The sequence below is a fragment of the Pseudoalteromonas sp. McH1-42 genome (assembly GCF_022347845.1).
Classification (GTDB): domain Bacteria; phylum Pseudomonadota; class Gammaproteobacteria; order Enterobacterales; family Alteromonadaceae; genus Pseudoalteromonas; species Pseudoalteromonas rubra_D.
This window is the reverse complement of record NZ_JAKRFU010000010.1, coordinates 167,458-190,078: the sequence shown is the minus strand read 5'-3', so window position 1 is coordinate 190,078 and position 22,621 is coordinate 167,458. Positions and strand designations below refer to the sequence as shown.

17 protein-coding genes and 1 other RNA gene are annotated in these 22,621 nt (G+C 45.7%); 11 read left to right on the top strand and 7 right to left on the bottom strand.

Going from position 1 to position 22,621, the window contains the following annotated elements:
• Positions 1-48 precede the first annotated feature (48 nt).
• The 3 genes from MHN31_RS10610 to MHN31_RS10600 all read right to left on the bottom strand — a co-directional run bounded on the left by MHN31_RS10610 (position 49) and on the right by MHN31_RS10600 (position 3,316).
• Positions 49-1,131 carry a trypsin-like peptidase domain-containing protein gene (locus MHN31_RS10610; protein WP_125558527.1) on the bottom strand — a complete coding sequence of 361 codons (1,083 nt, stop codon included), beginning with the start codon at positions 1,129-1,131 and terminating at the stop codon, positions 49-51.
• Between the two features lie 268 nt (positions 1,132-1,399).
• A complete protein-coding gene (locus tag MHN31_RS10605) occupies positions 1,400-2,752 on the bottom strand; it encodes a DegQ family serine endoprotease (protein WP_239444258.1) in 1,353 nt (450 codons plus the stop codon).
• Positions 2,753-2,863: 111 nt separating this feature from the next.
• Positions 2,864-3,316: a DUF1043 family protein gene (locus tag MHN31_RS10600; protein WP_138538340.1), complete on the bottom strand. Its 453-nt coding sequence runs from the start codon at positions 3,314-3,316 to the stop codon at positions 2,864-2,866.
• A gap of 143 nt (positions 3,317-3,459) precedes the next feature.
• Here MHN31_RS10600 and zapE point away from each other — a divergent pair, with 143 nt between their 5' ends.
• From zapE to MHN31_RS10560, 8 genes are all read left to right on the top strand, one after another.
• The gene (gene zapE, locus MHN31_RS10595; protein WP_125558647.1) at positions 3,460-4,554 is read left to right on the top strand and encodes a cell division protein ZapE; all 1,095 of its coding nucleotides are present in this window, start codon (positions 3,460-3,462) and stop codon (positions 4,552-4,554) included.
• A 260-nt stretch (positions 4,555-4,814) separates the two neighbouring features.
• Positions 4,815-5,243, top strand: coding sequence for a 50S ribosomal protein L13 (gene rplM / locus MHN31_RS10590; RefSeq protein WP_010386604.1), 429 nt, complete (start codon positions 4,815-4,817; stop codon positions 5,241-5,243).
• 12 nt (positions 5,244-5,255) lie between these two features.
• On the top strand, positions 5,256-5,645 hold the full coding sequence (rpsI, locus tag MHN31_RS10585) for a 30S ribosomal protein S9 (protein WP_049862864.1): 390 nt from the start codon (positions 5,256-5,258) through the stop codon (positions 5,643-5,645).
• A gap of 504 nt (positions 5,646-6,149) precedes the next feature.
• A complete protein-coding gene (gene petA, locus MHN31_RS10580) occupies positions 6,150-6,740 on the top strand; it encodes a ubiquinol-cytochrome c reductase iron-sulfur subunit (RefSeq protein WP_010386601.1) in 591 nt (196 codons plus the stop codon).
• Entirely contained in the window at positions 6,740-8,032 is a 1,293-nt protein-coding gene (locus MHN31_RS10575) for a cytochrome b N-terminal domain-containing protein (protein WP_010386600.1), read from the top strand. The genes petA and MHN31_RS10575 overlap by 1 nt, the downstream gene beginning before the upstream one ends.
• Positions 8,029-8,766: a cytochrome c1 gene (locus MHN31_RS10570; RefSeq protein WP_040644677.1), complete on the top strand. Its 738-nt coding sequence runs from the start codon at positions 8,029-8,031 to the stop codon at positions 8,764-8,766. Before MHN31_RS10575 ends, MHN31_RS10570 begins: the two co-directional genes overlap by 4 nt.
• A gap of 127 nt (positions 8,767-8,893) precedes the next feature.
• The gene (sspA, locus tag MHN31_RS10565; RefSeq protein ID WP_125558524.1) at positions 8,894-9,520 is read left to right on the top strand and encodes a stringent starvation protein SspA; all 627 of its coding nucleotides are present in this window, start codon (positions 8,894-8,896) and stop codon (positions 9,518-9,520) included.
• Complete coding sequence (locus tag MHN31_RS10560; protein WP_239444257.1) at positions 9,520-9,969, top strand: ClpXP protease specificity-enhancing factor; 450 nt, start codon at positions 9,520-9,522, stop codon at positions 9,967-9,969. The genes sspA and MHN31_RS10560 overlap by 1 nt, the downstream gene beginning before the upstream one ends.
• Before the next feature lie 54 nt (positions 9,970-10,023).
• On the opposite strand, the gene dolP is transcribed toward MHN31_RS10560, so the two are convergent.
• Genes dolP through MHN31_RS10540 form a run of 4 tightly spaced genes read right to left on the bottom strand, consistent with a single transcriptional unit; the run spans position 10,024 to position 13,441 of the window.
• A complete protein-coding gene (dolP, locus tag MHN31_RS10555; protein ID WP_125558519.1) occupies positions 10,024-10,590 on the bottom strand; it encodes a division/outer membrane stress-associated lipid-binding lipoprotein in 567 nt (188 codons plus the stop codon).
• Positions 10,591-10,593: 3 nt separating this feature from the next.
• Positions 10,594-11,178: an SIS domain-containing protein gene (locus MHN31_RS10550; protein ID WP_010386593.1), complete on the bottom strand. Its 585-nt coding sequence runs from the start codon at positions 11,176-11,178 to the stop codon at positions 10,594-10,596.
• A 1-nt stretch (position 11,179) separates the two neighbouring features.
• Positions 11,180-11,545 (bottom strand): YraN family protein, encoded by a 366-nt coding sequence (locus tag MHN31_RS10545; RefSeq protein WP_010386592.1) that lies wholly within the window; start codon positions 11,543-11,545, stop codon positions 11,180-11,182.
• A gap of 3 nt (positions 11,546-11,548) precedes the next feature.
• Positions 11,549-13,441 (bottom strand): penicillin-binding protein activator, encoded by a 1,893-nt coding sequence (locus MHN31_RS10540; RefSeq protein WP_239444256.1) that lies wholly within the window; start codon positions 13,439-13,441, stop codon positions 11,549-11,551.
• 63 nt (positions 13,442-13,504) lie between these two features.
• On the opposite strand from MHN31_RS10540, the gene rsmI reads away from it, so the two are divergent.
• The 3 genes from rsmI (at position 13,505) to MHN31_RS10525 (ending at position 22,325) form a co-directional block, all read left to right on the top strand.
• The gene (rsmI, locus tag MHN31_RS10535) at positions 13,505-14,368 is read left to right on the top strand and encodes a 16S rRNA (cytidine(1402)-2'-O)-methyltransferase (RefSeq protein ID WP_138538336.1); all 864 of its coding nucleotides are present in this window, start codon (positions 13,505-13,507) and stop codon (positions 14,366-14,368) included.
• Between the two features lie 59 nt (positions 14,369-14,427).
• Positions 14,428-14,798, top strand: an RNA gene (gene rnpB / locus MHN31_RS10530) — RNase P RNA component class A.
• A 351-nt stretch (positions 14,799-15,149) separates the two neighbouring features.
• The gene (locus MHN31_RS10525; RefSeq protein WP_239444255.1) at positions 15,150-22,325 is read left to right on the top strand and encodes a LamG-like jellyroll fold domain-containing protein; all 7,176 of its coding nucleotides are present in this window, start codon (positions 15,150-15,152) and stop codon (positions 22,323-22,325) included.
• Positions 22,326-22,621: the final 296 nt, after the last annotated feature.

Sequence of the window (22,621 nt, the reverse complement as noted above, 5' to 3'; positions counted from 1 at the left end):
AAAGCGAGCTATGCTCGCTTTTTTGTTGTCTTGAACTCGTTTAAGGCTTTAATAAATCGGAGTTTCCAATTCAGCAACTTCCACCATAAAGGTCAGGTGACGGTCGCCCCGATACACTTCAAACTCCAGTTGTGTGCCGGGAGCTGTGTTACCTATCTTACGCAAAGTCTGCTGCGGGTTTTTAACGGGTTCACCTGCCACTTTTGTGACTATGTCATTTTCTTTCATACCGGCTTGCCAGGCTGGGCCCAGAGGGTCTAAATCGCTGATCCGTAAACCCACAATAGTGGTGTAGACATTCGTTACTTCCTGACCTGTATTATCGACTGGTGTGCCTCTGAAGCCCAGGTAGCCACGGATAACCCGGCCATCTTTGATCAGTTTAGCCATCACATCTTTGGCCAGCGAGTAAGGCACGGCAAACGAAATGCCCTGAATATCGATATTGTATCGGGCTCTGAATTGTGCGGATGTGATCCCGACCAGATCGCCATTGGAGTTGACCAGTGCGCCACCTGAGTTGCCCATGTTTACCGCTGCATCCATTTGTAGCAGGCTGTTGTACTGGCTGTCAGTCAGGGTTTGCTTACCGGTGGCACTGATGATCCCCTGAGTGATGGTTTGTCCCAGGTTTAACGGGTTACCGATGGCCAAAACAACATCTCCGACTTGCGGGGTAAAAGCATCGTCAACCGGGATAACGGGTAAGTGCTCAGCCTTAATTTTTAACAGCGCGAGGTCTGTAATAGTGTCATACCCGACCAATTGTACCTCGTTGAATAAACGCCCATCCGGCAGCAACACAATGATTTGATCAGCATTATTTACAACGTGATAGTTAGTAAGGATATAGCCTTCTCGGCTCATGATCACGCCAGAGCCAAGCTCCTGGACGGTATTTTGCCGTTTGAATCTCGGTTGATTACTGAAGCTTTCAGAAAAAATCGATACCACGGCCGGGGCTGCGCGATTCACACCGGATGCAAAGCTCATATGCTGCGCTGTGTAATGACCGTTAAGGTCAAGGCGCAGAGCATTCTGGCGCAACTCGGGCGTGAACCAGATGATAATCAATGCCAGGCCTAAACCGACCAAGACAGGTGGAAGAATGAGCTTGAGTAATTTGAACACGGTTATTTTTTATCTAGTTATCTGTGTAGAGGGTAATAATGGCATAATTAACAGCAATCTGCATTAATACAATCGTTGATTGGAGGCCTAAGACGATCATCAAATGTATAAAAATTACTCATCAGAACAAACGAATAGAAAATTGCCGGGGACCTACCATCACGCTTTTGTCGCCTAAAGGTGGATTGTTTACTGCGCTGGAAAAATAAAAACACAGCGACAAGTGCCGCTGTGTTTTTTGTTACATGTGGTGAAGGGGATCAGTACATTACTGAATAAGGTAAAATACTGAATCACGCCCGCGTTTAATGCCCAGTACAATATTGCCCTGAATGTCGTCAATCAGGCGCTTCATATCCCGCACTGAGGCAACACGTTGGCGGTTAACCTGCATAATGACATCGCCTTCTTGCAGACCCACTCGGGCGGCAGGTGAGCGCTCTTCGACAGAGACAACGACTATGCCCTGATTACCATTACGTTCACCGCTTTCCAGCACGGCGCCTTGCAGGCTTGGGTGAATACGGTCGGCTTCGGCGCGTTGTTCACTCTGACCTTTTAATTCAACCTTAAGCGTTCGGGTATCGCCATCACGATAGACGTCAATCTTGACTTTTTTACCTTCGCCGAGGGTGGCAATCTTGCCGCGCAGCTCTTCAAAGCTCTCAATCTTGTCGCCATTAAGGGCGATGATCACGTCATTGGCTTTAATGCCCGCTTCATCTGCGGCTGAGTCTTTAACGACCTCCTGAACAAAGGCACCTTGTTTGACATCAAAGCCTTGTGCTTTTGCCAGGCCTGCGTCCAGGGTTCGGCCTCGGATCCCCAGTGAGCCACGACGTACCTGACCATATTCAATAATTTGGTCGACCAGGTTTTTCATCATATTTGAAGGAATAGCAAAGCCGATGCCGACATTCCCGCCTGAGGCACCCAGGATTGCGGTATTAATACCAATGAGTTCTCCACGCAAATTAACCAGTGCGCCACCTGAGTTGCCCTGGTTAATGGCGGCATCGGTCTGAATAAAGTCTTCGTACCCTTCGATGTTCAGTCCACTGCGGCCCAGGGCACTGACGATGCCTGAGGTCACGGTGTGGCTGAGGCCAAATGGGTTACCAATAGCCACTGAGAAGTCACCGACTCTGAGCTTGTCAGAGTCTGCCAGCTTCACTTCGGTGAGATCTTCGCCTTCGATCTGTAATAATGCAATATCTGATTCTTTGTCTGTACCAACCAGCTCTGCTTTAAACTCTCTGCCATCTTTGAGGGTGACCACGATATTGTCTGCTTCGTCGATAACATGGTTGTTGGTAACCACATACCCTTCATCTGCATCTATGATGACGCCGGAGCCCAGGCCACTGAAGGGGCGTTTTTGAGAGCGCGGGGCAGGGTTACCAAAAAAGAAATCAAATGGATCAACGCGTCGGCGTACTTCTTTGGCACCAGAGACCTGGATGCTGACCACCCCAGGGGTGACCTTTTCCAGCATCGGAGCCAGCGTTGGCAGCTGTTGGCCATCAACGGACACCGGCAGGCGCGCATGAGCGGTTTCTGGTAATAAAAATAAGCTTGAAGAAAGTAGCGCTGCGGTAAGTAATGATAATTTCAGTTTCATAGTCGTGGAATTCTCCTGGAAACAGCGTTAGTCCGTTGGGCGATGCGCCTTCGCGCATCTCCCATTATTCAATTGCTATTTCTACTGACTATGGGGTCAAAAAAAAGTTCATCAAGAGGCTTTTAATTGCTCACTTTGTGACCCTTCTCCTTTGAACAGACCGCTTTCTCCTTCAACATAATCACTTGGCGGGGCATCGTGTGTTTGCTCATTGGCACGACGTTTCTCGCCTCGCATGTGTAATGAAGCGTGGAGTTGCTCGGTGGTCTCTTTCGAGAAGAAAGGTTCACTTGGCGCTGATTTTTCCTGGCTAAGGAGCTGTTTACCGTCTTCAAAGTGACGGTTCAGCAGGGTGTAGTTTTCTTCCAGTTTAGCCATCAGCTTTTTGCTGTCTGCAAGATGATCGCTGACATCCTGACGATACTGTTCCAGTGCATGCTGTGCTTCTTGCGCTTTTTGTTCCAGCTCGTCGTGCTTGAAGCGTTTTTTAGTCAATTGCGTACCGGCAATAAATGCGGCCACTGCAACGAGTACAAGGATCCCGAACCAGGCGATTGTCGTCATAAAATACTCCTGTTGATGATGCGACTAAGTGGCGCACCGAATGCAAAAAAATAATCGACTTAGATAGCTTAAATATACGCTGAGTTTCGATGCGTGTTAATATAGCGGGCAAATAAAACTGCTCTTCGACAATAAAAAAGATGATGACGCCCTGGGAAAAGTACCAACAAGACTTACAGCGTGATGATTTTCACCACGACAGCGCGCAGGAAAATGCCGTCCGGCACCTGCAAAGACTTTATGATGATCTGGTCAATCAGGTGCCGGTCAAAAAAAGCCTGCTGGGCAGCCTGTTTGGACTGAAAAAGACACAACAGCCCAAAGTCAAAGGGTTATATTTCTGGGGCGGCGTAGGGCGGGGGAAAACCTATCTGGTTGATACGTTTTATGAGGCTTTACCGACTGAGCGCAAGATGCGGGTCCATTTTCACCGCTTTATGCATCGTGTTCATGATGAACTTAAGAAACTCAAAGAAGTGAAAAACCCACTTGAAGTGGTGGCAGACATTTTTAAAGCTGAAACCGATATCATCTGTTTCGATGAGTTTTTTGTTCAGGACATTACCGATGCCATGTTGCTCGGTGGCTTAATGGAAGCGCTGTTTGAGCGCGGTATTGTGCTGGTTGCGACGTCCAATATCATTCCTGATGAGCTGTACCGCAATGGCTTGCAACGTGCACGCTTTTTACCGGCAATTGCGCTGGTGAATGAAAATACGGAAGTGGTCAATGTGGATTCGGGGATCGATTACCGTCTGCGAACCCTGGAGCAAGCCGAAATCTTTCACAGTCCGCTGGGTAAAGAAGCCGACGATAACCTGTTTGAGTATTTCGATAAATTGTCGCCTGAACCAGGCAAACTGGACGAGCCTATTGAGATTGAAGGGCGTCTGATCCAGACCCGTAAAGTGTCTGACTGTATTGTGATGTTCGATTTTAGTGCGCTGTGCGAAACGGCGCGCTCTCAGGTGGATTATATGGAGATCAGTCGCCTGTATAACACCGTTATCTTGTCTGATGTTAAACAGATGGGACAGAACAACGATGATGCGGCAAGGCGTTTTATTGCGCTGGTGGATGAATTCTATGAGCGCAACGTGACGCTGATTATTTCCGCAGAGGCACCCATCACAGAATTATACACCGACGGAACACTGAACTTTGAGTTTAAGCGTTGCATCAGCCGTTTACAGGAAATGCAATCGCTGGAGTATCTCGCCCGCGAGCACCTTGCTTAAGGCCCCAATACCGTGAGGTTCACACTCATTTCAGAGAATGGCATGTTTTTTGTGGAAAAAACAGCCATCCCCTAGCATCGTGGCAAAACCCTTGCTATAATCCGCGGCCTGCCACGTTGCGTTACTATTGCCCTCGTCGGCTTAGCCACTGACTTGAGCGGCAAAAAAGTCTTAAACTCGAAGGGGTTAAAGCACCAAAAAGTAGAGCGGTAGTCATTCGGACTACCTGTGGTTTTAACTGAAAACTTTGGATTTTTATAATGAAAACGTTTGTTGCTAAACCAGAAACTGTAAAACGTGACTGGTACGTAGTTGACGCTGAAGGTAAAACTTTAGGTCGCATTGCTACTGAAATCGCTTCTCGCCTACGCGGTAAGCATAAAGCTGAGTACACTCCACATGTTGACACTGGTGATTACATCATCGTTATCAATGCTGAGAAAGTTACTGTAACTGGTAACAAAGCTCAGGACAAAATGTACTATGCACACTCTGGTTACCCAGGTGGCCTTAAATCTGTAAACTTCGAAAAACTTCAAGCTAAAAAGCCTGAAATGATCATCGAAAAAGCAGTTAAAGGCATGTTACCTCGCGGTCCTCTGGGTCGTGAAATGTTCCGTAAACTGAAAGTTTACGCTGGTAACGAGCATAACCACGCGGCTCAACAGCCTCAGGTTCTAGACATTTAAGGAGCACTACTCATGGCAAATCAATACTACGGTACAGGTCGTCGTAAAAGTTCAAGTGCTCGCGTATTCCTACGCCCAGGCACTGGCAACATCGTAATTAATCAGCGTTCTATCGAAGAGTACTTCGGTCGTGAAACTTCTCGCATGGTTGTTCGTCAGCCTCTAGAGCTAGTTGAAATGACAGAAAAGTTTGACCTATACATCACTGTTGCAGGTGGTGGTATGACTGGTCAAGCTGGTGCTATCCGTCACGGTATCACTCGTGCACTAATGGAGTTTGACGAGTCACTACGTCCTTCTCTACGTAAAGCTGGCTTTGTTACTCGCGATGCTCGTCAAGTTGAGCGTAAGAAAGTTGGTCTTAAGAAAGCACGTAAGAAGACTCAGTTCTCAAAACGTTAATTTATTACGTTTCAGAATTGCAAAAACCCAGCCTCGTGCTGGGTTTTTTGTTTTTTGCAGTCATAAATCTTCGCAATTTTTGCTGTCCATTTTCCTTCTCAATGCCACGTTTAATCCTTCGGCCAAATTTATGGTCAAAAAAGTTCAATAATTATAATAATTAGTCGAGTTCGGACGATATCTCAGCGCATTTTTTTGCTACAATTGCGGGGCAAGTAATGAGTCGCGAAAACACTGGTTAAATTTTGATAGCTCGCCTGCTGAGCTTGATCTTAGTCAGTGAAAGGTCGCGTATGACGTTTTACCATAGTAAATCGGCTTCATGCTCGAAGTAACCAATCCCCTAATATTCGTGGGTTTATTCGGGCATGGTGCTGGAATAACCTTGTTTTAATCAAGGGATTTATTTATGATCGCGTCTATTTTGTAGTTTCTTAAAATTAACCTGCTGTAACTGATGTTCTCAATATAGCAAGTGTTGAGATTCATAGTGGAGATAAGTGGATGAGCAATGCGCCTGTAGACAACAGCCGACGTCGCTTCTTAACTATCGCTACCTCTGTCGTAGGTGGCGTTGGTGCGGTTGGAGCTGCTGTTCCTTTTATTGCGTCTTGGAATCCGAGTGAGCGAGCTAAATCTGCAGGTGCGCCTGTAGAAGTAGATATCAGCAAGCTTGAGCCTGGACAATTGATTCGTGTTGAGTGGCGAGGCAAACCTGTATGGGTTGTGTATCGTACGCCTACGATGTTGGATGAAATGAAAAAACACGAAGGAAACCTTCGTGATCCTAACTCAGAAGAGCCACAACAGCTCGACTCTGCCAAAAACCCTCATCGTTCTAAGCGCCCTGAGATTTTTGTCGCAGTCGGTATTTGTACTCACTTAGGTTGTTCTCCGTCGTTCCTCAATGGTGGTTTTGGTGAGAAGGTTGAAGGAACGGAGCACGGCTTCTTCTGTCCTTGTCACGGTTCTAAGTTTGATATGGCCGGCCGGGTATTCCAGGCTGTACCAGCTCCTCTGAACCTGGAGATCCCACCTTATACCTTTATTGACGACACTACCATTTTGGTAGGTGAAGAAGAAGGGGTTGCATAATGACTGCGAAGGTTGATAAGCCAGGCGCAATCGGCGCTGTGATGAACTGGATTGACGATCGTATTCCAATGACTCGTGTCTGGAATATGCATATCGCGCAATACCCAGCACCTAAGAACTTTAACTTCTGGTATCTGTTTGGCTCACTGGCTATCCTGGTACTGGTAAACCAGATCCTGACGGGTATCTGGTTGACTATGAACTATGTTCCTTCAGGCGAAGGCGCGTTTGCTTCAATTGAATACATCATGCGTGATGTAGAGTACGGTTGGTTACTTCGTTACTTGCACTCGACAGGGGCGTCGGCATTCTTCGTCGTTGTCTATTTGCACATGTTCCGTGGCATGATCTACGGCTCTTATCAGAAGCCGCGTGAGTTGCTGTGGGTCTTCGGTATGCTTATCTTCCTGGCGTTGATGGCTGAAGCATTCATGGGTTACCTGTTACCTTGGGGCCAGATGTCATTCTGGGGTGCTCAGGTAATTATTTCACTGTTTGGTGCAATCCCAGTTATTGGTGATGACCTGACGTTGTGGATCCGTGGTGACTACGTAATCTCAGGTGCTACTCTGAACCGTTTCTTTGCATTGCACGTAATTGCACTGCCTCTGGTACTGGTTATCCTGGTATTCCTGCACATTGTTGCGCTACACGAAGTGGGTTCAAATAACCCTGACGGTATCGACATCAAGCGTAAAAAAGGCACTGTTGCTGAAGAAGACAAGCCTAAATTCAAGTTCCACGAGTACTATACAAGTAAGAAAGACATCGTTGATGCGATCCCTTTCCACCCGTATTATACTGTTAAAGATATTCTGGGTGTGGCTGGTTTCTTAATTCTGTTCTGCTGGGTAGTATTCTTCATGCCAGAAATGAACGGTTTCTTCTTAGAAGCGCCTAACTTTGAAGCGGCTAACCCGCTGAAAACACCAGAGCATATTTTCCCAGTTTGGTACTTCACGCCTTTCTACGCCATCCTGCGTGCAATCCCTGATAAGCTGCTGGGTGTTATTGCGATGGGTGTGTCTATCGTGATGCTGGCATTACTGCCTTGGCTAGACCGTGGTAAGGTTCGTTCAATCCGCTACCGTAGTGGTATCCACAAGCTGAACATTGCTCAGTTCGTTGTTACCTTCTTCATCCTGGGTTGGGCTGGTGCAACACCGCAGACAGTGACTTCAACAATTCTGTCGCAAATTTGTACCGTAACTTACTTCATGTTCTTCGTACTGCTGTTTGTGTACTCGAAGAATGAAACTACTAAGCCATTGCCTACGAGGTTGACGAAATGATGAAAAAGCTACTAATTGGTTTATTCGCATTGCTGCCTACCTTTGCAATGGCAGCCGGTCCGTCGGTTCCTTTACTGGAGTCGAACCATGACCTGACTGATAATGCGTCTTTGCAACGCGGTGCTAAGTTGTTCATGAACTACTGCTTGGGTTGTCACCAGATGCAGTATCAGCGTTATGAGCGTACTTTCCGTGACATCGGTATCCCGGTTGATATTGGTAAAGAGACCCTAATTTTTGATGGTTCAAAAGTGGGTGGTCACATTCTGAATGCCATGGATACAGATGACGCAGCAAAATGGTTTGGTGCTGCGCCACCAGATCTCACTTTGGTTGCTCGTGTACGTGGTGCTGACTGGATCTATACTTATCTGAAGTCATTCTACGTTGACGAAAGCCGTCCGTTTGGTGTGAACAACTCAGTGTTCCCACTGGTTGGTATGCCACACGTACTGCAAGAGTTACAAGGTGTGCCTACTGCGGAATTTGAAGAAGTAGAAGAGAACGGCGTAGTCGTTCAGAAAGTGAAAAGCATCTCAACAGATGGTTCAGGTGAGCTAAGCTCAGATGAATATGATCAGGCCGTTCGTGACCTGACTAACTTCATGGCCTATGTTGGTGAGCCTTCACGCCTTCAATCAGAAGCAATGGGTATTAAAGTACTTGGCTTCCTGGTTATCTTCTTCATTCTGGCATTCCTGCTGAAGAAAGAATACTGGAGAGATGTCCATTAATCTGGACATTTACCAGCAATTGATGCAATAGGGGCTTAAGCCCCTATTGCTGTTTTTATCGATTTTATTACATAAAATTGGTATTAAAGTGATTTTATTACTTTGTCATTAATTTATGGAGGTAGGCATGGCCGTTGCTGCCAATAAGCGCCCTGTTATGACTCTTTTCTCCGGTGCAAACTGTATGTACAGCCATCAGGTTCGTATCGTATTGGCCGAGAAAGGGGTAAGTGTCGATATTCATCTGGCCGAAAAGGACAACTTGCCAGAGGCACTACATGAGATTAACCCTTATGGTACAGTTCCCACTCTGATCGACAGAGAATTAGGCCTGTATCAGGCAAATATCATAATGGAATACCTAGATGAGCGTTTCCCTCATCCTCCATTAATGCCTGTCTACCCTGTTATGCGTGGTCGCAGCCGTCTAATGATGCACCGTATCGAAACAGACTGGTATAGCCTTGCAGAAAAGATTGCGCTAGGTGGCGCAGATGCCGAACAGGCACGTAAAGAGCTGACAGAAGCGTTACTTGCAATCGCACCTATCTTCAGTGAAGCCCCTTACTTCATGAGTGAAGAGTTCAGCCTGGTGGATTGTTACCTGGCACCTCTATTATGGCGTTTGCCACAGCTTGGCATTGACCTGTCGGGTGCTGGTGCAAAAGAGCTGAAAGAGTACATGCTGCGTTTATTCGAGCGCGATTCATTCCAGGCTTCTTTAACTGAAGCTGAGCGAGAGATCCGCAGCTAATGACTTCAAATCGCCCCTACCTATTACGTGCTTTCTACGACTGGATTGTCGATAACCAGTGTACACCCCATATTGTGGTTGATGCTGAGTTTCCGACGGTTGAGGTACCACGTCAGTTTGTTCAGCAGGGGCAGATAGTGCTGAATGTTAGCCCTTCAGCAGCTGCTAACTTTTTAATGGACAATGACGCACTGAGCTTCAATGCGCGTTTCTCTGGTCAGCCCATGCAGGTTTATGTACCAATTGGTGCTGTGCTGGCAATTTATGCGCGTGAGAATGGCGAAGGTACGATATTCTCTGAGCCGGAACATCCGCAGGATGATATGCTCTCTGAAGGCGATGCTCAGACTCCTACAGAAGAGCGTGAGGAGTCAGTTGAAGCCACTTCAGTCGATAAAGAAACGCCTGAAAAGGCGAAGAAAACCTCGCATCTGAGAGTGATAAAGTAGCACGTCAAAACATAAAAAAACCTGCCATAGGGCAGGTTTTTTATTATTTATTTCCTATAAGATTTCAAAAGCCTTCACGACTTTCAGCACCCCGTGCACATTACGTGCAATATCAACGGCCCGTTCGGCTTCTGTTTGATTGACCAGGCCCATCAGAAAGACTTCGCTGTTTTCGGTAACTACTTTAATATTGCTGCCATCTATGTGATCGTCGGCAATCAACTTGGTTTTTACCTTAGTGGTTAACCAGCTGTCATTTGTCTGAGTGGTGATACCAATGTTGCTGCCGATCCGCAGTTGATTGTAAATCTGCTTAATGCCCTGAACACCTTGCAGGGTGCTGTGAGCTTGCTGTTTCATTTCTGTGGTGCTCACCTGGCCCACCATCAGTACGTGGCCGTTGACACTCACCAGGCTAATATTAGCGTGGTTAGCCAGTGCCGGAATGCGCTTAAGTGCCAGGGTTCCTTTGATCTCGATATTGTTATCATCAATTTGTGAGCCCAGTGTTCGTCTGTCATTGGCTGACGTGACAGCGCCAGCGGTACCGGCCACAACCGCGGCTGCGCAGCCCTGGATCAGTAACACGGAGCAAAGTATCAGTGCAGGTCGTTTTAACATCTTTTATGCGTCCTGTGGGAAGAGAATATTGTCGATTAACTGGCTCAGGCAGTGTACGGTAAATAAATGGGTCTCGAGAATGCGGCTGGCACGTTTACTGGGTACGCGTATTTCTACGTCATTGGGTCCCAGCAGCCCCGTTAGCTCGCCACCATCATCGCCGATCAGCGCAATGACATTGAGATCATTGGTCAGCGCTGCCTCTACCGCACTGATCACACTCTTTTCATGTCCGTCGATGGCCACAACAAACAATAGATCATTTTCATTTGAGATAGCGCGAACCTGGCGGGCAAAATAATCTGATCCCTGGTTCTCGTCGTTATTGCTGAGGTTGATCTGAGTCTGGCTCAGGGTCAGTGCAGGCAGACACGGGCGCTCAGTCTCAAAGTAATTCACCAACAGATTGCTGAAGTGTTCCGCCATCATGTGGCAGCTTGGTACGCCACAACAGATCAGTTTATTGCCGTTGATGAGGCACTGTGCAATTGCATAAGCCGTTGATTCAAGTACCTCAGGGAGTGCTTCACCTGCGGCAATTTGTGCTTGAATACTTTCGGTAAAGATCTCTTTAATTGATTCTTGCATACTAAGTTATATTTCTAATCCATCGGATATCTGGGTTTTTATCGCCTTGAATTGCTACAAAGTCGATTCGGACAGGGACATTGTGCAAAGCAGATTGTTGCAGGTAATTATATATACTGCGACGCAATTTTTGTAACTTACTTTGACTCAGCGCCTGTATTGCGCCACCAAAGCCTCCGCCACGGCGGAATTTTACTTCGACGAACACCCAGGTATCGCCTTCTTTCATGATCAGGTCTATTTCACCATAGCGGCATAAATAATTACGCGTTATGGCTTTAAGACCCTGCTTTTTAAGATAAGTTTCAGCAACCTTTTCATAGTGTTGGCCTTTTTCTCGGCTATGACTGAACAGGTTGCCAAACATCGTTTACTGCTGTGCCTGATAATTGTCATACAGCTGTTTCATAAACAGCGGCGTAGGTGGGCGCTGGTCCAGGCTCACCAGTCTGATCTGCTTTTTGTGATATTGTGCCCAGCTCAGCTGACGATCAATCCGGTTCGCTTCTTTGATGGTGAGTGCGCCAGTCAGGCCGTCAAATTCTTTGCCTGGTATTTTACTCAGCTGCTTAATTTCAGGGAGCAGGTTTAGGGCATCATAGGCCATGGCAAACAGGCGTTGCTCAATGTCTGATTGTTCCGGCCACAAGACAGAGTGTTGTTCGCGCAAGTTTTGCAACTTTACCGCACCGGGCAGCATCCAGGGTACTTCTGTGAAAAATAGCCCTTCAAGATCCCCTTTGTCTGTTTTGTCTATCTGCTTGCTGTAACTCCGCGAGCTGGCATAGAGCGGAATACGATCGGCAAAGGTACTGACATTGACGTCCAGATAAGGCTTGAGTAAGCGGGTTTCAATGGCATCCCCTAAGATATAGATGGCATCTATATCACGACGCGAGCGGGTCTCGCTTTCCAGCTCTTTGCGAAACATACGTTTGATGGTGTTGATCCGCTGTTTTGAGCTGTCTACTTCAAGCAGTTGGCCAACCACTTCGGCCATGTTTTCACTGTCTGAGTAAAAGCCGACTTCCGGGCGGGTTTCGCTATAACGCTGCCACTGGGTTTCAAAGTGGCTGATCAGGCGTTTACCAGATGCGGTATCGGGCGCCAGTAGCATCGGCTTTTGATAGCCTTTGGCAAGAAAGTGCACCATGGCCTGCTCAACCTCATGCTCGGGGTCCAGCGCAAAGTAATAATGGTCTGGATTCCCGGCCTGTGAAGCGGTATCCAGGGTATTTAAAAACAGGGCAGGTGTGGTTGTTAAATATGTACTGGAGGTGAGCTTTTCTACATTGCTTTTGAGTAACGGACCAATGACAAATTCAGCCTGACTTTGTTGCAGCTCTTTATCAATTTGTGCAACATCCAGCGTTTCATCAATAAAGAAAATTTCTTCAACCCGGTTGTTGTCCATTGCGGCCAGGAAGCCATTTTTGAGGGCTCTGCCCAGGCGTTCACTGCTGCCTGAGGTTGGTAATAAGACCGCGATGCGGGTCACGTTATAGGGCGCGAGATCCAGCGTGGTTTTTACCTCAGTGGGGATGATCTCACTGCCCGGATGACTGGTATATCGGCGTTGCCAGTTATTTAACGCCTGATGAAGTTGCACCGTCGACCCGAGGTAGATCTGATGATATTTGGCCAGTTTAACCCAGCCTTGCTGGATAACCGTGCCGCGATCGAAGCGTTCCAGCGCATAGGAGGACAGTTGCTGCAATGCCTGCCAGATGTCCTGATTCAGACCGGCAATCGACAATTGGTGTTTGTTGGCCAGGTCGGCACTTTTAAAATAATGGACCAGTGCTTTTTTGGGCAACTGCTGGGCGGCATACACGCTGCCCATTAAATACTGATGCCAGGCCTGATGTTCTGGCAGTTTTAATTTGCTCTCCAACGTTTGCAGTAAGGCCAGCGCGCTGCTGAATTTCTGCTGTTGTTGTCGGGCCAACGCGGTATACAGTTTGTTTTGTACATGATCGACACTGGCTTTGCTTTCAAGTTCGCTACAAGCCTGTTCCAGAATGGACCAGTTTTGCTCGTCAATGGCGGCTTGCCTTGCCAGATAGAGCAACTGGATTTTACTAGCGCCTTGTTTGCTGCTGGCCTTATCGAACAGACCTTGCGCATCCAGTTGTTCAGCTGGTGCGGTAGAGGCTGTGGCCAATGTCTGTTTGTCTTGCGTTGATGCCGTTTTAGGGGTTGTGCCGCAGGCCGATAACCCTGACAATACCGCAATCACTAGACTTATATTTTTCAGTCTCACTCGCAAACCTATACTCATACCTTTTGTTTGTGGATATCTTACTGACTGACCCTGGAGAGCTCAATGACAAATGCCGAAATCTCAGACAAAATTGGCACCCTGTATATCGTTGCCACACCCATAGGCAATTTAGAAGACATCAGTGAACGTGCGCTGAAAGTGCTGGCAGACGTCGATTTAGTGGCTGCCGAGGACACGCGTCACACAGGTAAATTATTGAGTCATTTCAGCATAAAAGCAAAAACCTTTGCTTTGCACGACCACAACGAGAAACAAAAGGCGCAGCAGGTTCTGGATTGGCTGGAGCAGGGCATGGACATCGCGTTGGTATCCGACGCTGGCACACCGCTGATCAGCGACCCTGGCTATGCAGTGGTGAACTTATGTCGTGAAGCCGGCGCTCAGGTTACCCCTGTGCCTGGCGCCTGTGCTGCAATTGCGGCAGTGAGTTGCTCTGGTTTGCCAACGGATCGCTTCCAGTTTGTTGGTTTTACGCCTGCTAAAAGCCAGGCTCGCCAGAGCTTCTTTAAAGAGGCACATGAGTCCGGCATCACCAGCATTATGTATGAAAGCACTCACCGTATCATGGCCAGTCTGGCTGACTTGCAAACAGCACTGGGTGAGCAGCAGCAGGTAGTGTTCGCCAAAGAGCTGACTAAAACGTATGAAACCTTTTTCAGTGGGCCAGTGTGTGAGCTGATTGCTTTTCTTGAAAACGAACCTGAGCGTCAGCGGGGCGAGCTGGTATTGATGCTGCCGGGTAAAACCCAGGTGAGCAGCGAAATGTCGCCGGAAGCCAAACAACTGATCGGCTTGCTGGAAGGGGAAATGCCGTTGAAAAAAGCCTGCGGCATTGCCGCTGAGTACTTCGGATTGAAGAAAAACGCCCTGTATAAAGCCATCATCGCCGAGCGCGAAGGGGAATAATGGTAAGTAACGCAAATTAATGCTGCGTTTTATGGCAAAGGTGCGTATAATCGCCCGCCTGAGTCAGCCGGATAATCGCTGCCTGTGACGAAAATGATCAGGGGGAGGAAAGTCCGGGCTCCATTGGGCAGGGTGCCAGCTAACGGCTGGGGGGCGTGAGCCTACGACAAGTGCAGCAGAGAGAAGACCGCCTAAGTTCTTCGGAACCGGTAAGGGTGAAAGGGTGCGGTAAGAGCGCACCGGGCCACTGGTAACAGTTGGTTGCAAGGTAAACTCCACCCGGAGCAAGACCAAATAGGGTTCCTTATGGTGTGGCCCGCATCGGAACCGGGTAGGTTGCTCGAGCTTGGGAGCGATCCCAAGCCTAGACGAATGATTATCGATCTCCCTCGGGAGAGAACAGAACCCGGCTTACAGGCTGACTCACCCTTTTTACAATAGCAAACGCTTGTGCTTGCAAGCGTTTGCTAACCTGCTTTTAAAACCTCTCGGTATTTTACGCCTTAGCAAGCCAACACATTACGTTAAAATGTGCTGGTACATGCCACTATTTTACTATTTTGCTATTTAGTTGTTCTAAATGAGAAATTTTTAACGCTGTTAGCGTCCTATTTGCTCCTTCAAATAGACCAGGTATTAAGTGAAATTGGTATTAGACATGTTTAAGAAGCATAGAGCTAATGAGAAACGTCTACACTTCCTTATTTTATACATATTTAAATCTCATTTTTGTGAGATAAATTCATATCTTAAGCTGTATTTACCGACTAGGTAGAGGGGTATGAATACTATAATGCGGAACAAACTGTACTTGGCATTACTGACTGTGGGGACTAGTTTTCCCAACTTTGTTCAGGCAACGCCGGCCCCATTGACAATAAATGTTGATGAAAATACTAAAGCGAACACGATCATTGGTACTGTTAGCTTCCTTGATGGCGAATCAGACAAAAAGGTACGTTTAGAAGTTGGTAAAACTGAGATAAAAAACTGGGTAACAAATGGTGAAGCGTTTGAACCCATTTCATTTACTTCAACCTTTACACAAGCACCAATCGTGTTTGGTCAGATCCAGTCAAACAGTGACTATCAGGTAGAGTACGAAGTAAGTACTTATTCTTATTCTGGCGTAACAAGCAAGAACAATAATCGCTTGTTAATGCGCCATCGTTTAGACAATGTGACTGCACTTGGCTTTGAAGCGGTGCTTGAATCAGAGTTAGATAAAAAAGGCACGAGTGTTATACAAAGCTTCCTTGATACTGGCGAAGGTGAAACGCTAGGTTGGATTGCATTTGCTGAGCCTATTTCAGCTTTTTGGAACGACAAGCCTATCGACGTGTCAAGCACAGGCACTTCGGTAACACACAATACCCACGGTCACGCGTTTAGCGTGCCGATGACAGACACTCCGAATATTTTAACTTCTTTATCGACGTACAACGGCACTTCGCAAAGTGGCGTGGCAATTGATGAACTGTCTGCAAATAAAGTAAAAGTTCATATTGATAATCTTGATGATGCTTCACACGCTGCGGAAAACGTAAACGTATTTGCATTACAAGGTACAGGTTTATTGTTTACTGAGACGATGGCTATTGTTGGTGAAACAGGTGTTATCACGGTTGATGATAACGACATCGAAAATCCATTCTCAATTACTTTCTCAAAATCGTATAACAATCCGGTTGTATTCGTTCAAGCGGTTGGTAAAGACAAACAGATCTTTGACGCTGCTGTGCGCTTAAATTTCGTTGCCCCTATGATGCTAGAAGGTTACTTGCATTCAAATAATGAAAACCTTGTACCAAATCGTTTTGGTGAGTTTGAACTGCATTATCAAATCTTCGAAGCTGGTCGTTGGGATATCCCCCTTGAGCATTATACATATTCTATCGTGTCTGGTAACGACGCAGGGGTATTCTCAGTTGATCCGGTTAAAGGTGAAATTAAAGTTGCTGACCAAACGCAATTAGATTTTGAACTAGGTAATAACCAGTATTCACTGACTGTTCGAGCTACAGATGGCGCGGGTAATCATTATGACACGCCAGTTACGATTAATGTTACTGACATTAACGATTCACTAAACAACAATGCGCAATCCATTGATGGTCTGGCAGCGGATGACTGGGCTGGTTGGTCAGTAGCTCCTGCTGGAGACGTAAACGGTGACGGTTTCGACGATATCATTGTAGGCTCTCCTCAAGCAGATGTTTATAGAAATGACGGCACCTTTATGTACGAAGATAATGGTGCTGCTTACGTTCTTTTCAGTGATGCAACGGGCACATTCCCATCACTAACAGAAGTGATCGGTGGTACTCGTGGTTTTGGTATCATGGGGGCAGAGTCTGGCGACAACGCAGGTTTTGCGGTTGCTGGAGGCGTTGATATTAACGGCGACGGATTATCAGATGTAGTAGTTGGTGCTCCTTATGCAGATACAAACGGCGAGAATTCAGGCTCCACTTACGTCATCTTTGGTAAAACTGGTACTAACTATGTTCCATTGTCTGATATGAATGCTGGTGGGAGCGATTACGGTTTTGCTATACACGGTGCATACACAGAAGATTATGCAGGTGGTACGTTAGTCGTTGGTGACGTTAACGGTGACGGTCTGGGTGATATTGTTATTGGTGAAACGGTTACTCGTTTCTTAGCGGGTACAGGCTCTTTTGCATTAAGAGATTTACTTGAAGATGGTACAGCTGATCCAAACCTAGCGTATGTTGTTTACGGTAAAAAAGACAACAATGTTGTTCAGTTAGCTAACGTTGCGACTGACTACAACGAGCAAGGTTTTGCGATTACGCGTCCAAGCAGAAAGTTATTTAGCGACTGGTATTATGGCGCACAAGTTTTACCAACGGGCGACTTTAATAGCGATGGCTTAACAGATTTTATTGTTAGCCACGGTTTATTTGTTGATACCTCTGGTACAAGTTATGTTGTTCATGGCCGTATCGGCGGAGAGGCTGTTAACTATAATAGTATTAAGTCCGCAGGCAACGGCATCAAGATCACGCCACAAGGCAGCGGCAATTATGGTTTCGATTTTGGTGATGCAACTCTTGATGCACTTCCTTCATTTACTACTTCTCATGTAGGTGACGTAAACGCAGATGGTGTTGACGATATCGCATTATTATTGACAGACACAGGGTGTTGCTCTGGTATTGAACACCCTCGTGCATACATCTTATTTGGCGGTGTTGACGTTGCTGATGAAATCAATCTTGCGGATATTGCCAATGGCAATGGCGGTTTTGTAATTCACAATGACGCGTCAAATATCGACCACAGTGACCTACAAGTTATTTTAGGTTCAATCGGTGGTGCAGGCGACTTAAATGGCGACGGCTTTGATGACATCATCATCGGTGACCCGTTTGCAGAGGACAACAAGGGTCGCGTATACGCTGTTTATGGCCGCGCAGGTACAGAGCCTGTTTATCTTAGTGAGATCATTGAAACCCAACAAGGTTTTTACTCTGAAGGTAATGGTGGTGAGCAACTTGGGCAATTCATTGCAAGTGCAGGTGACATTAATGGCGACGGTATCAAAGACATTCAATTTGGTACGCCTTCTGCGAACAAAAACAATGTAAACAACACAGGTGCTGTGTATGTTCTAAATGGTGACGGCAAGTTAGTAACGCTTTGGGGGACTGAAGGTAACGACACAATCACAGGTACTGCTTCTGCAGATAATATTGCCACTGGTACAGGTGACGACGTCATTCGAACTAACGGTGGCACTGATGCCGTTTACGCAGGTCCAGGTGAAGATACTATTTACATTTCTGATAACACCTTCACTCGTATTGATGCAGGCGGTAACACAGATACATTAGTATTTGACGGTTCAGGTATTAATCTAGACCTTGCAACTCAAGCTTCTCGTGTTCGTAACGTTGAAGTATTTGATATCCGTGGTTCAGGTGCTAACTCAATTACGCTTAATAAGAGCGTGAGCAGTAACTCTAACTTACGTATTTTAGGTGACAACGACGACTATGTTGGTGCAGCAAATAACCAATGGGTTGACTCTGAAACAACACAAGTTATCGATAATGTAACTTATAAAGTATTTACGTCTGGCTCAGCGACTATGTTGGTGCAAGATGGTTTAACAGTTACGGTTAATAATGCCCCAACGATAGAAGATCAAACGTTTACTGTCAGTGAAATTGCTGCCAGTGGTACAGGAATTGGCATACTTGCAGCCGATGCAAATGATGTTGGTGACTTCGTTACGTTCCAAATCTTGAGCGGTAATGAAGATGGTGACCTCGTATTAGATGCACAAACAGGTGTATTAAGCATTAGCCCGACTATCTCCCGTTTAGATTTTGAAAAAACCGCAACTTACACATTACAAGTGATTGTGTATGACCAATACAATACGACTGACACCGCACAGATTACTGTTGACGTATTAGATATGGACTCAATGGAAATTACGTTGGAAGGTGATGTAAGTGGTGAAGGTAGCTATTGGGGTGATAACACTGTACTTGAATTATTAGGTATGAGCTCTCCTCAGTGGGCATCAACTGAAACGAAGCATACTTGGAATGTGCCAGAAGAAAATCTGCCGGATGATCCTGCGATTATTCGAATTGAATCACACGGTAAGATCCATTACGTGGGCGGCATGGACCTTTTCGGTGGATGGGTTGAAGCTGACATTCCTCTTGAGATGGATTTACGATTCCCAGATGAAATTGCAGCAGGTCAGCCGGTTAATTTAGCAACCAAGTTTACCGTTGGTGAAAACGCAAACTTCATTGCGTCGTCTCCTGGTGTGCAAATCTCTGCTGAGTTAATTTTTGAAGACTATTTAATTAAATATGAATCAGCGCTGTTTGAAAAACTAAATGGTCAAACCAAAATTGATTATGCTTCTTATGAGAAAGTCGTCGGTTCAGAATCGTTTGGTGTATACGGTGACAACTGTGCCAATGCGCTTAATCGTGCCGATTGCTATGAATTGGAAGACGGTGTAGAAGTTTACGATTTAACGCGTGAGTTGACTGATGAGAAAATAACTTCATTAATTGAAAACAACTTTTATGAGTTATCTGTTGTTACAGCGGAAGATCACGCTAGAGGTGTTAGTGACAATATCACTCATGGTACGAGTTTTGTTAATGGCGTTGATATTATTGATGTTGTATATGCTCACAAAGGTGCAGTTGATGGTATTGAAATTATCAGTACTGATGTCTCAGATCCAACAGCCACAACAATCTCTTTCATTCCTGCAAACATGACGAATGAACAGATCATCTATTTCATTAAGAATCTAACACGTGACTCTTTAGCTGAGGTGCCTTCAAACGCAAGAAAGGCGATTGAAAAAGCGATTGGTTTAGAAGTAGATAAGCTGCGTTTCTTAGCTGGTCACGATTTAACTGACTGGGTATCCGAAGAAATTTACTGGGGTTCTAACTGGACCAAGTGGCACGCACAAGCTGGCATGGAGTCGATGGAAGGCACGTCTGAACAATGTATTGATAACTATTTTGCACCTGCTGGTGAAGATTTATATCGCAGATACAAATTCAGTACACTTGATACTTTTGTAAGTGCAGCGCTTGATTTACACCAAGACTTTGAGTTGAACATTGAATCTACGGCTATTTTAGTTCTTGAAGATGGCACTGAGGTTTACTTTGACCCGGAAGAAGACATTACCTTTACGCCAGAGCTTACGCATGACGTTAATAACGACGGTATGATTGACGCGACATTAACCGTCAATGCTGCATCAAAATTTGTTAACAACACGAAAATGAATGCATTCTTTAGAATGCCATTTAAATTGCTTGAGTTTGAATACAATGTCCAAGAGGCCGTTTGTACCGCAGATAACATCTACACTATGGGTAACCAAGGTTTGATGTTTGAAAAAGGTTCTTATGGCCCACTATTAGACAGCGAAAAAGAGATCCAATATGACACCACAGACTTTGGGGGACCAACGGAAATCACTATCGCGCAAAACTCATTCACAACAGCGTTATCATTTGATTTATGTAGTAACAGTGCTGCATGTGGTGAACCGGTACTGTCATATGGCAACAATGCCCCAGTGGCTTCTGAGGTAACATTAGCTGGCGATTTCATCGGTAAATCTACAGTATCTGCGTCATACACTTATACTGATCATGAAAGTGATATTGAAGAGAGCTCACGTTATCAGTGGTATCGTTCTGCGACCGGCAGTAATGATGATGCGCAAGTTATTGAGGGTGAATTCTATCAATCATACACCTTGTCATTGGAAGACATTGATAGCTATGTTGCTTTTTGTGTAACCCCGCATGATGGTACTGATTTTGGTAACCCTGAGTGTAGTGAGTGGAGCCCTGTTGAAAGCCCATATCATCAAGACTTATCTATCATGAGCGGTTTTGGTCAATCTATTGTAATCAACGGTACTGATCAGAGCATGGTTCAAACTATGGACTCTGGTTTTAATCCAAACAGTTCATACACGATTGAAGCGTGGGTAAAAGTGAACTCGTTGAATCCAGAAGAAAACTCTAATTTATTCACTTTTTCAGAAGACGCAAACACTTCAAAGGCTGCGGTGAGAATATTCTCTGATGGTCGTTTACGTGTGAAAGCAACAAACACCACGTTTAAGTCGACTGAGACAATCACTGTTGGTCAGTGGCAGCACTATGCTGTGAGTTATGATCAGCCGACTCAGCAGTTGTCAGTATACTTAGACGGTGAACTAATCATTTCTGAAGTGGATGCTGCAAAAGATAGTAACGTTTACTTTGTGTGGGGTTCTGGCAACGATGGCATTAGCAAGAAGTTAGATGCGAATATTGACGAGATTCGTATTTTGGATTATGCAAAATCACAAGAGTCTATCGCTGCAAATCGTTACTTAGGCGCTTCGTTGAGTAACTCAAACCTAGTTTCTTACTATCACTTTGACAGTATGGTTAACGGTGAATTAGAAGATCTAACAGGCGAGAGTGCGATGACGTTAGTGAACGGGCCAGAGCTTGAAAAGCATAATACATACTTAACGTTTGACGGCAATGGTGATTATATTGACTTTGGTGATCCTGTCGATGGTTCACTTGACTTCGGTGGTGACAACTTCACAGCACAAGCTTGGATCTATTTAGAACCAGGTTCTGGCAACCAAACTCGCATTATCCTCAATAAAAAAATTGGTGGTGCCAATGGTTATAAAGGCTGGACGTGGAGTGTTAACACAAGAAATCGTTTAACGTGGAATCATGATGCGTACAACAATGGCAAAAAAGGATATGAAGCGACGGGTCAAAAACTTACTACCGGACGCTGGTACCATGCTGCAGTTGTTGTTGATTGGGAAAATGCCGCTAAAGTGACAATGTATCTAGACGGCAAGAACGTTGGTAGCAGTGGTTTAGGTACAAAACGTAACTTGAACAACCACGTACCACTTCGTATTGGCGCTTACAGTTCGACAGATACAACAACAAACACCTTTAAAGGTCACATTGACGATGTTGCGATATGGACTCGTGCACTATCTGAAGATGAGATAAATGCTTGTAAAGAGGAAATGGCACTAGGCTGTCAACAAGATTTACTGTTGTATCACGACTTCGAACAAGATGTCCGAAAAAATAAAGCGATTGATAGATACAACGGTACTATTTTTGGCGCGGTTGAAGTAGATAACAGCCTTGATGTTAAGTTTACAACGACTGAATCTGCTACTTTTGCTGGCAAGCTACCAGGTGGCAATGGGGTGACATTTGGGTTGGCAGATGCGCCAGCCTTTGGCGACGTCGCCATCAGTGAATACTCTGGTGAATTTATTTATACACCAAATGGCAGTGCAAATGGCGCAAGTGACTCATTTAGTTATTACATTTACACTAGTAGCAATGGTCAAAGCCAGAAGCAGATTGTCACCATTGAGTTTGAATAAGCTCATTAGCGTATAAAAAGTTTGAAGCCGCGATACCAAAAAGTGTCGCGGCTTTTTTGTTTCGATAATATTTATGAGATCGTTACGCTAAAAGCTGTGATTTATTTGGGCCGTTGGTAGGGCATATTTTTGTACTAAATGTGTGCGATAGAACAGGGGCAATCGAATGGTACATGGTGGTTTTGACTAAGATTAAGCGCAACATAATTTCTCGTCAATTTTACGCTGCTATGCTCCGCCCAGTATCACGGTCATTTTTTGTGATGGCTATTGAAAAACCGTTTTGCCGACTATAT

Coding starts and splice junctions, on each gene's coding strand:
- MHN31_RS10560 (WP_239444257.1), top strand. CDS start 9,520: ATGACTTCAAATCGCCCCTACCTATTACGTGCTTTCTACGACTGGATT.
- MHN31_RS10600 (WP_138538340.1), bottom strand. CDS start 3,316: ATGACGACAATCGCCTGGTTCGGGATCCTTGTACTCGTTGCAGTGGCC.
- sspA (WP_125558524.1), top strand. CDS start 8,894: ATGGCCGTTGCTGCCAATAAGCGCCCTGTTATGACTCTTTTCTCCGGT.
- MHN31_RS10605 (WP_239444258.1), bottom strand. CDS start 2,752: ATGAAACTGAAATTATCATTACTTACCGCAGCGCTACTTTCTTCAAGC.
- MHN31_RS10570 (WP_040644677.1), top strand. CDS start 8,029: ATGATGAAAAAGCTACTAATTGGTTTATTCGCATTGCTGCCTACCTTT.
- MHN31_RS10550 (WP_010386593.1), bottom strand. CDS start 11,178: ATGCAAGAATCAATTAAAGAGATCTTTACCGAAAGTATTCAAGCACAA.
- rplM (WP_010386604.1), top strand. CDS start 4,815: ATGAAAACGTTTGTTGCTAAACCAGAAACTGTAAAACGTGACTGGTAC.
- dolP (WP_125558519.1), bottom strand. CDS start 10,590: ATGTTAAAACGACCTGCACTGATACTTTGCTCCGTGTTACTGATCCAG.
- rpsI (WP_049862864.1), top strand. CDS start 5,256: ATGGCAAATCAATACTACGGTACAGGTCGTCGTAAAAGTTCAAGTGCT.
- zapE (WP_125558647.1), top strand. CDS start 3,460: ATGACGCCCTGGGAAAAGTACCAACAAGACTTACAGCGTGATGATTTT.
- petA (WP_010386601.1), top strand. CDS start 6,150: ATGAGCAATGCGCCTGTAGACAACAGCCGACGTCGCTTCTTAACTATC.
- MHN31_RS10545 (WP_010386592.1), bottom strand. CDS start 11,545: ATGTTTGGCAACCTGTTCAGTCATAGCCGAGAAAAAGGCCAACACTAT.
- rsmI (WP_138538336.1), top strand. CDS start 13,505: ATGACAAATGCCGAAATCTCAGACAAAATTGGCACCCTGTATATCGTT.
- MHN31_RS10575 (WP_010386600.1), top strand. CDS start 6,740: ATGACTGCGAAGGTTGATAAGCCAGGCGCAATCGGCGCTGTGATGAAC.
- MHN31_RS10525 (WP_239444255.1), top strand. CDS start 15,150: ATGAATACTATAATGCGGAACAAACTGTACTTGGCATTACTGACTGTG.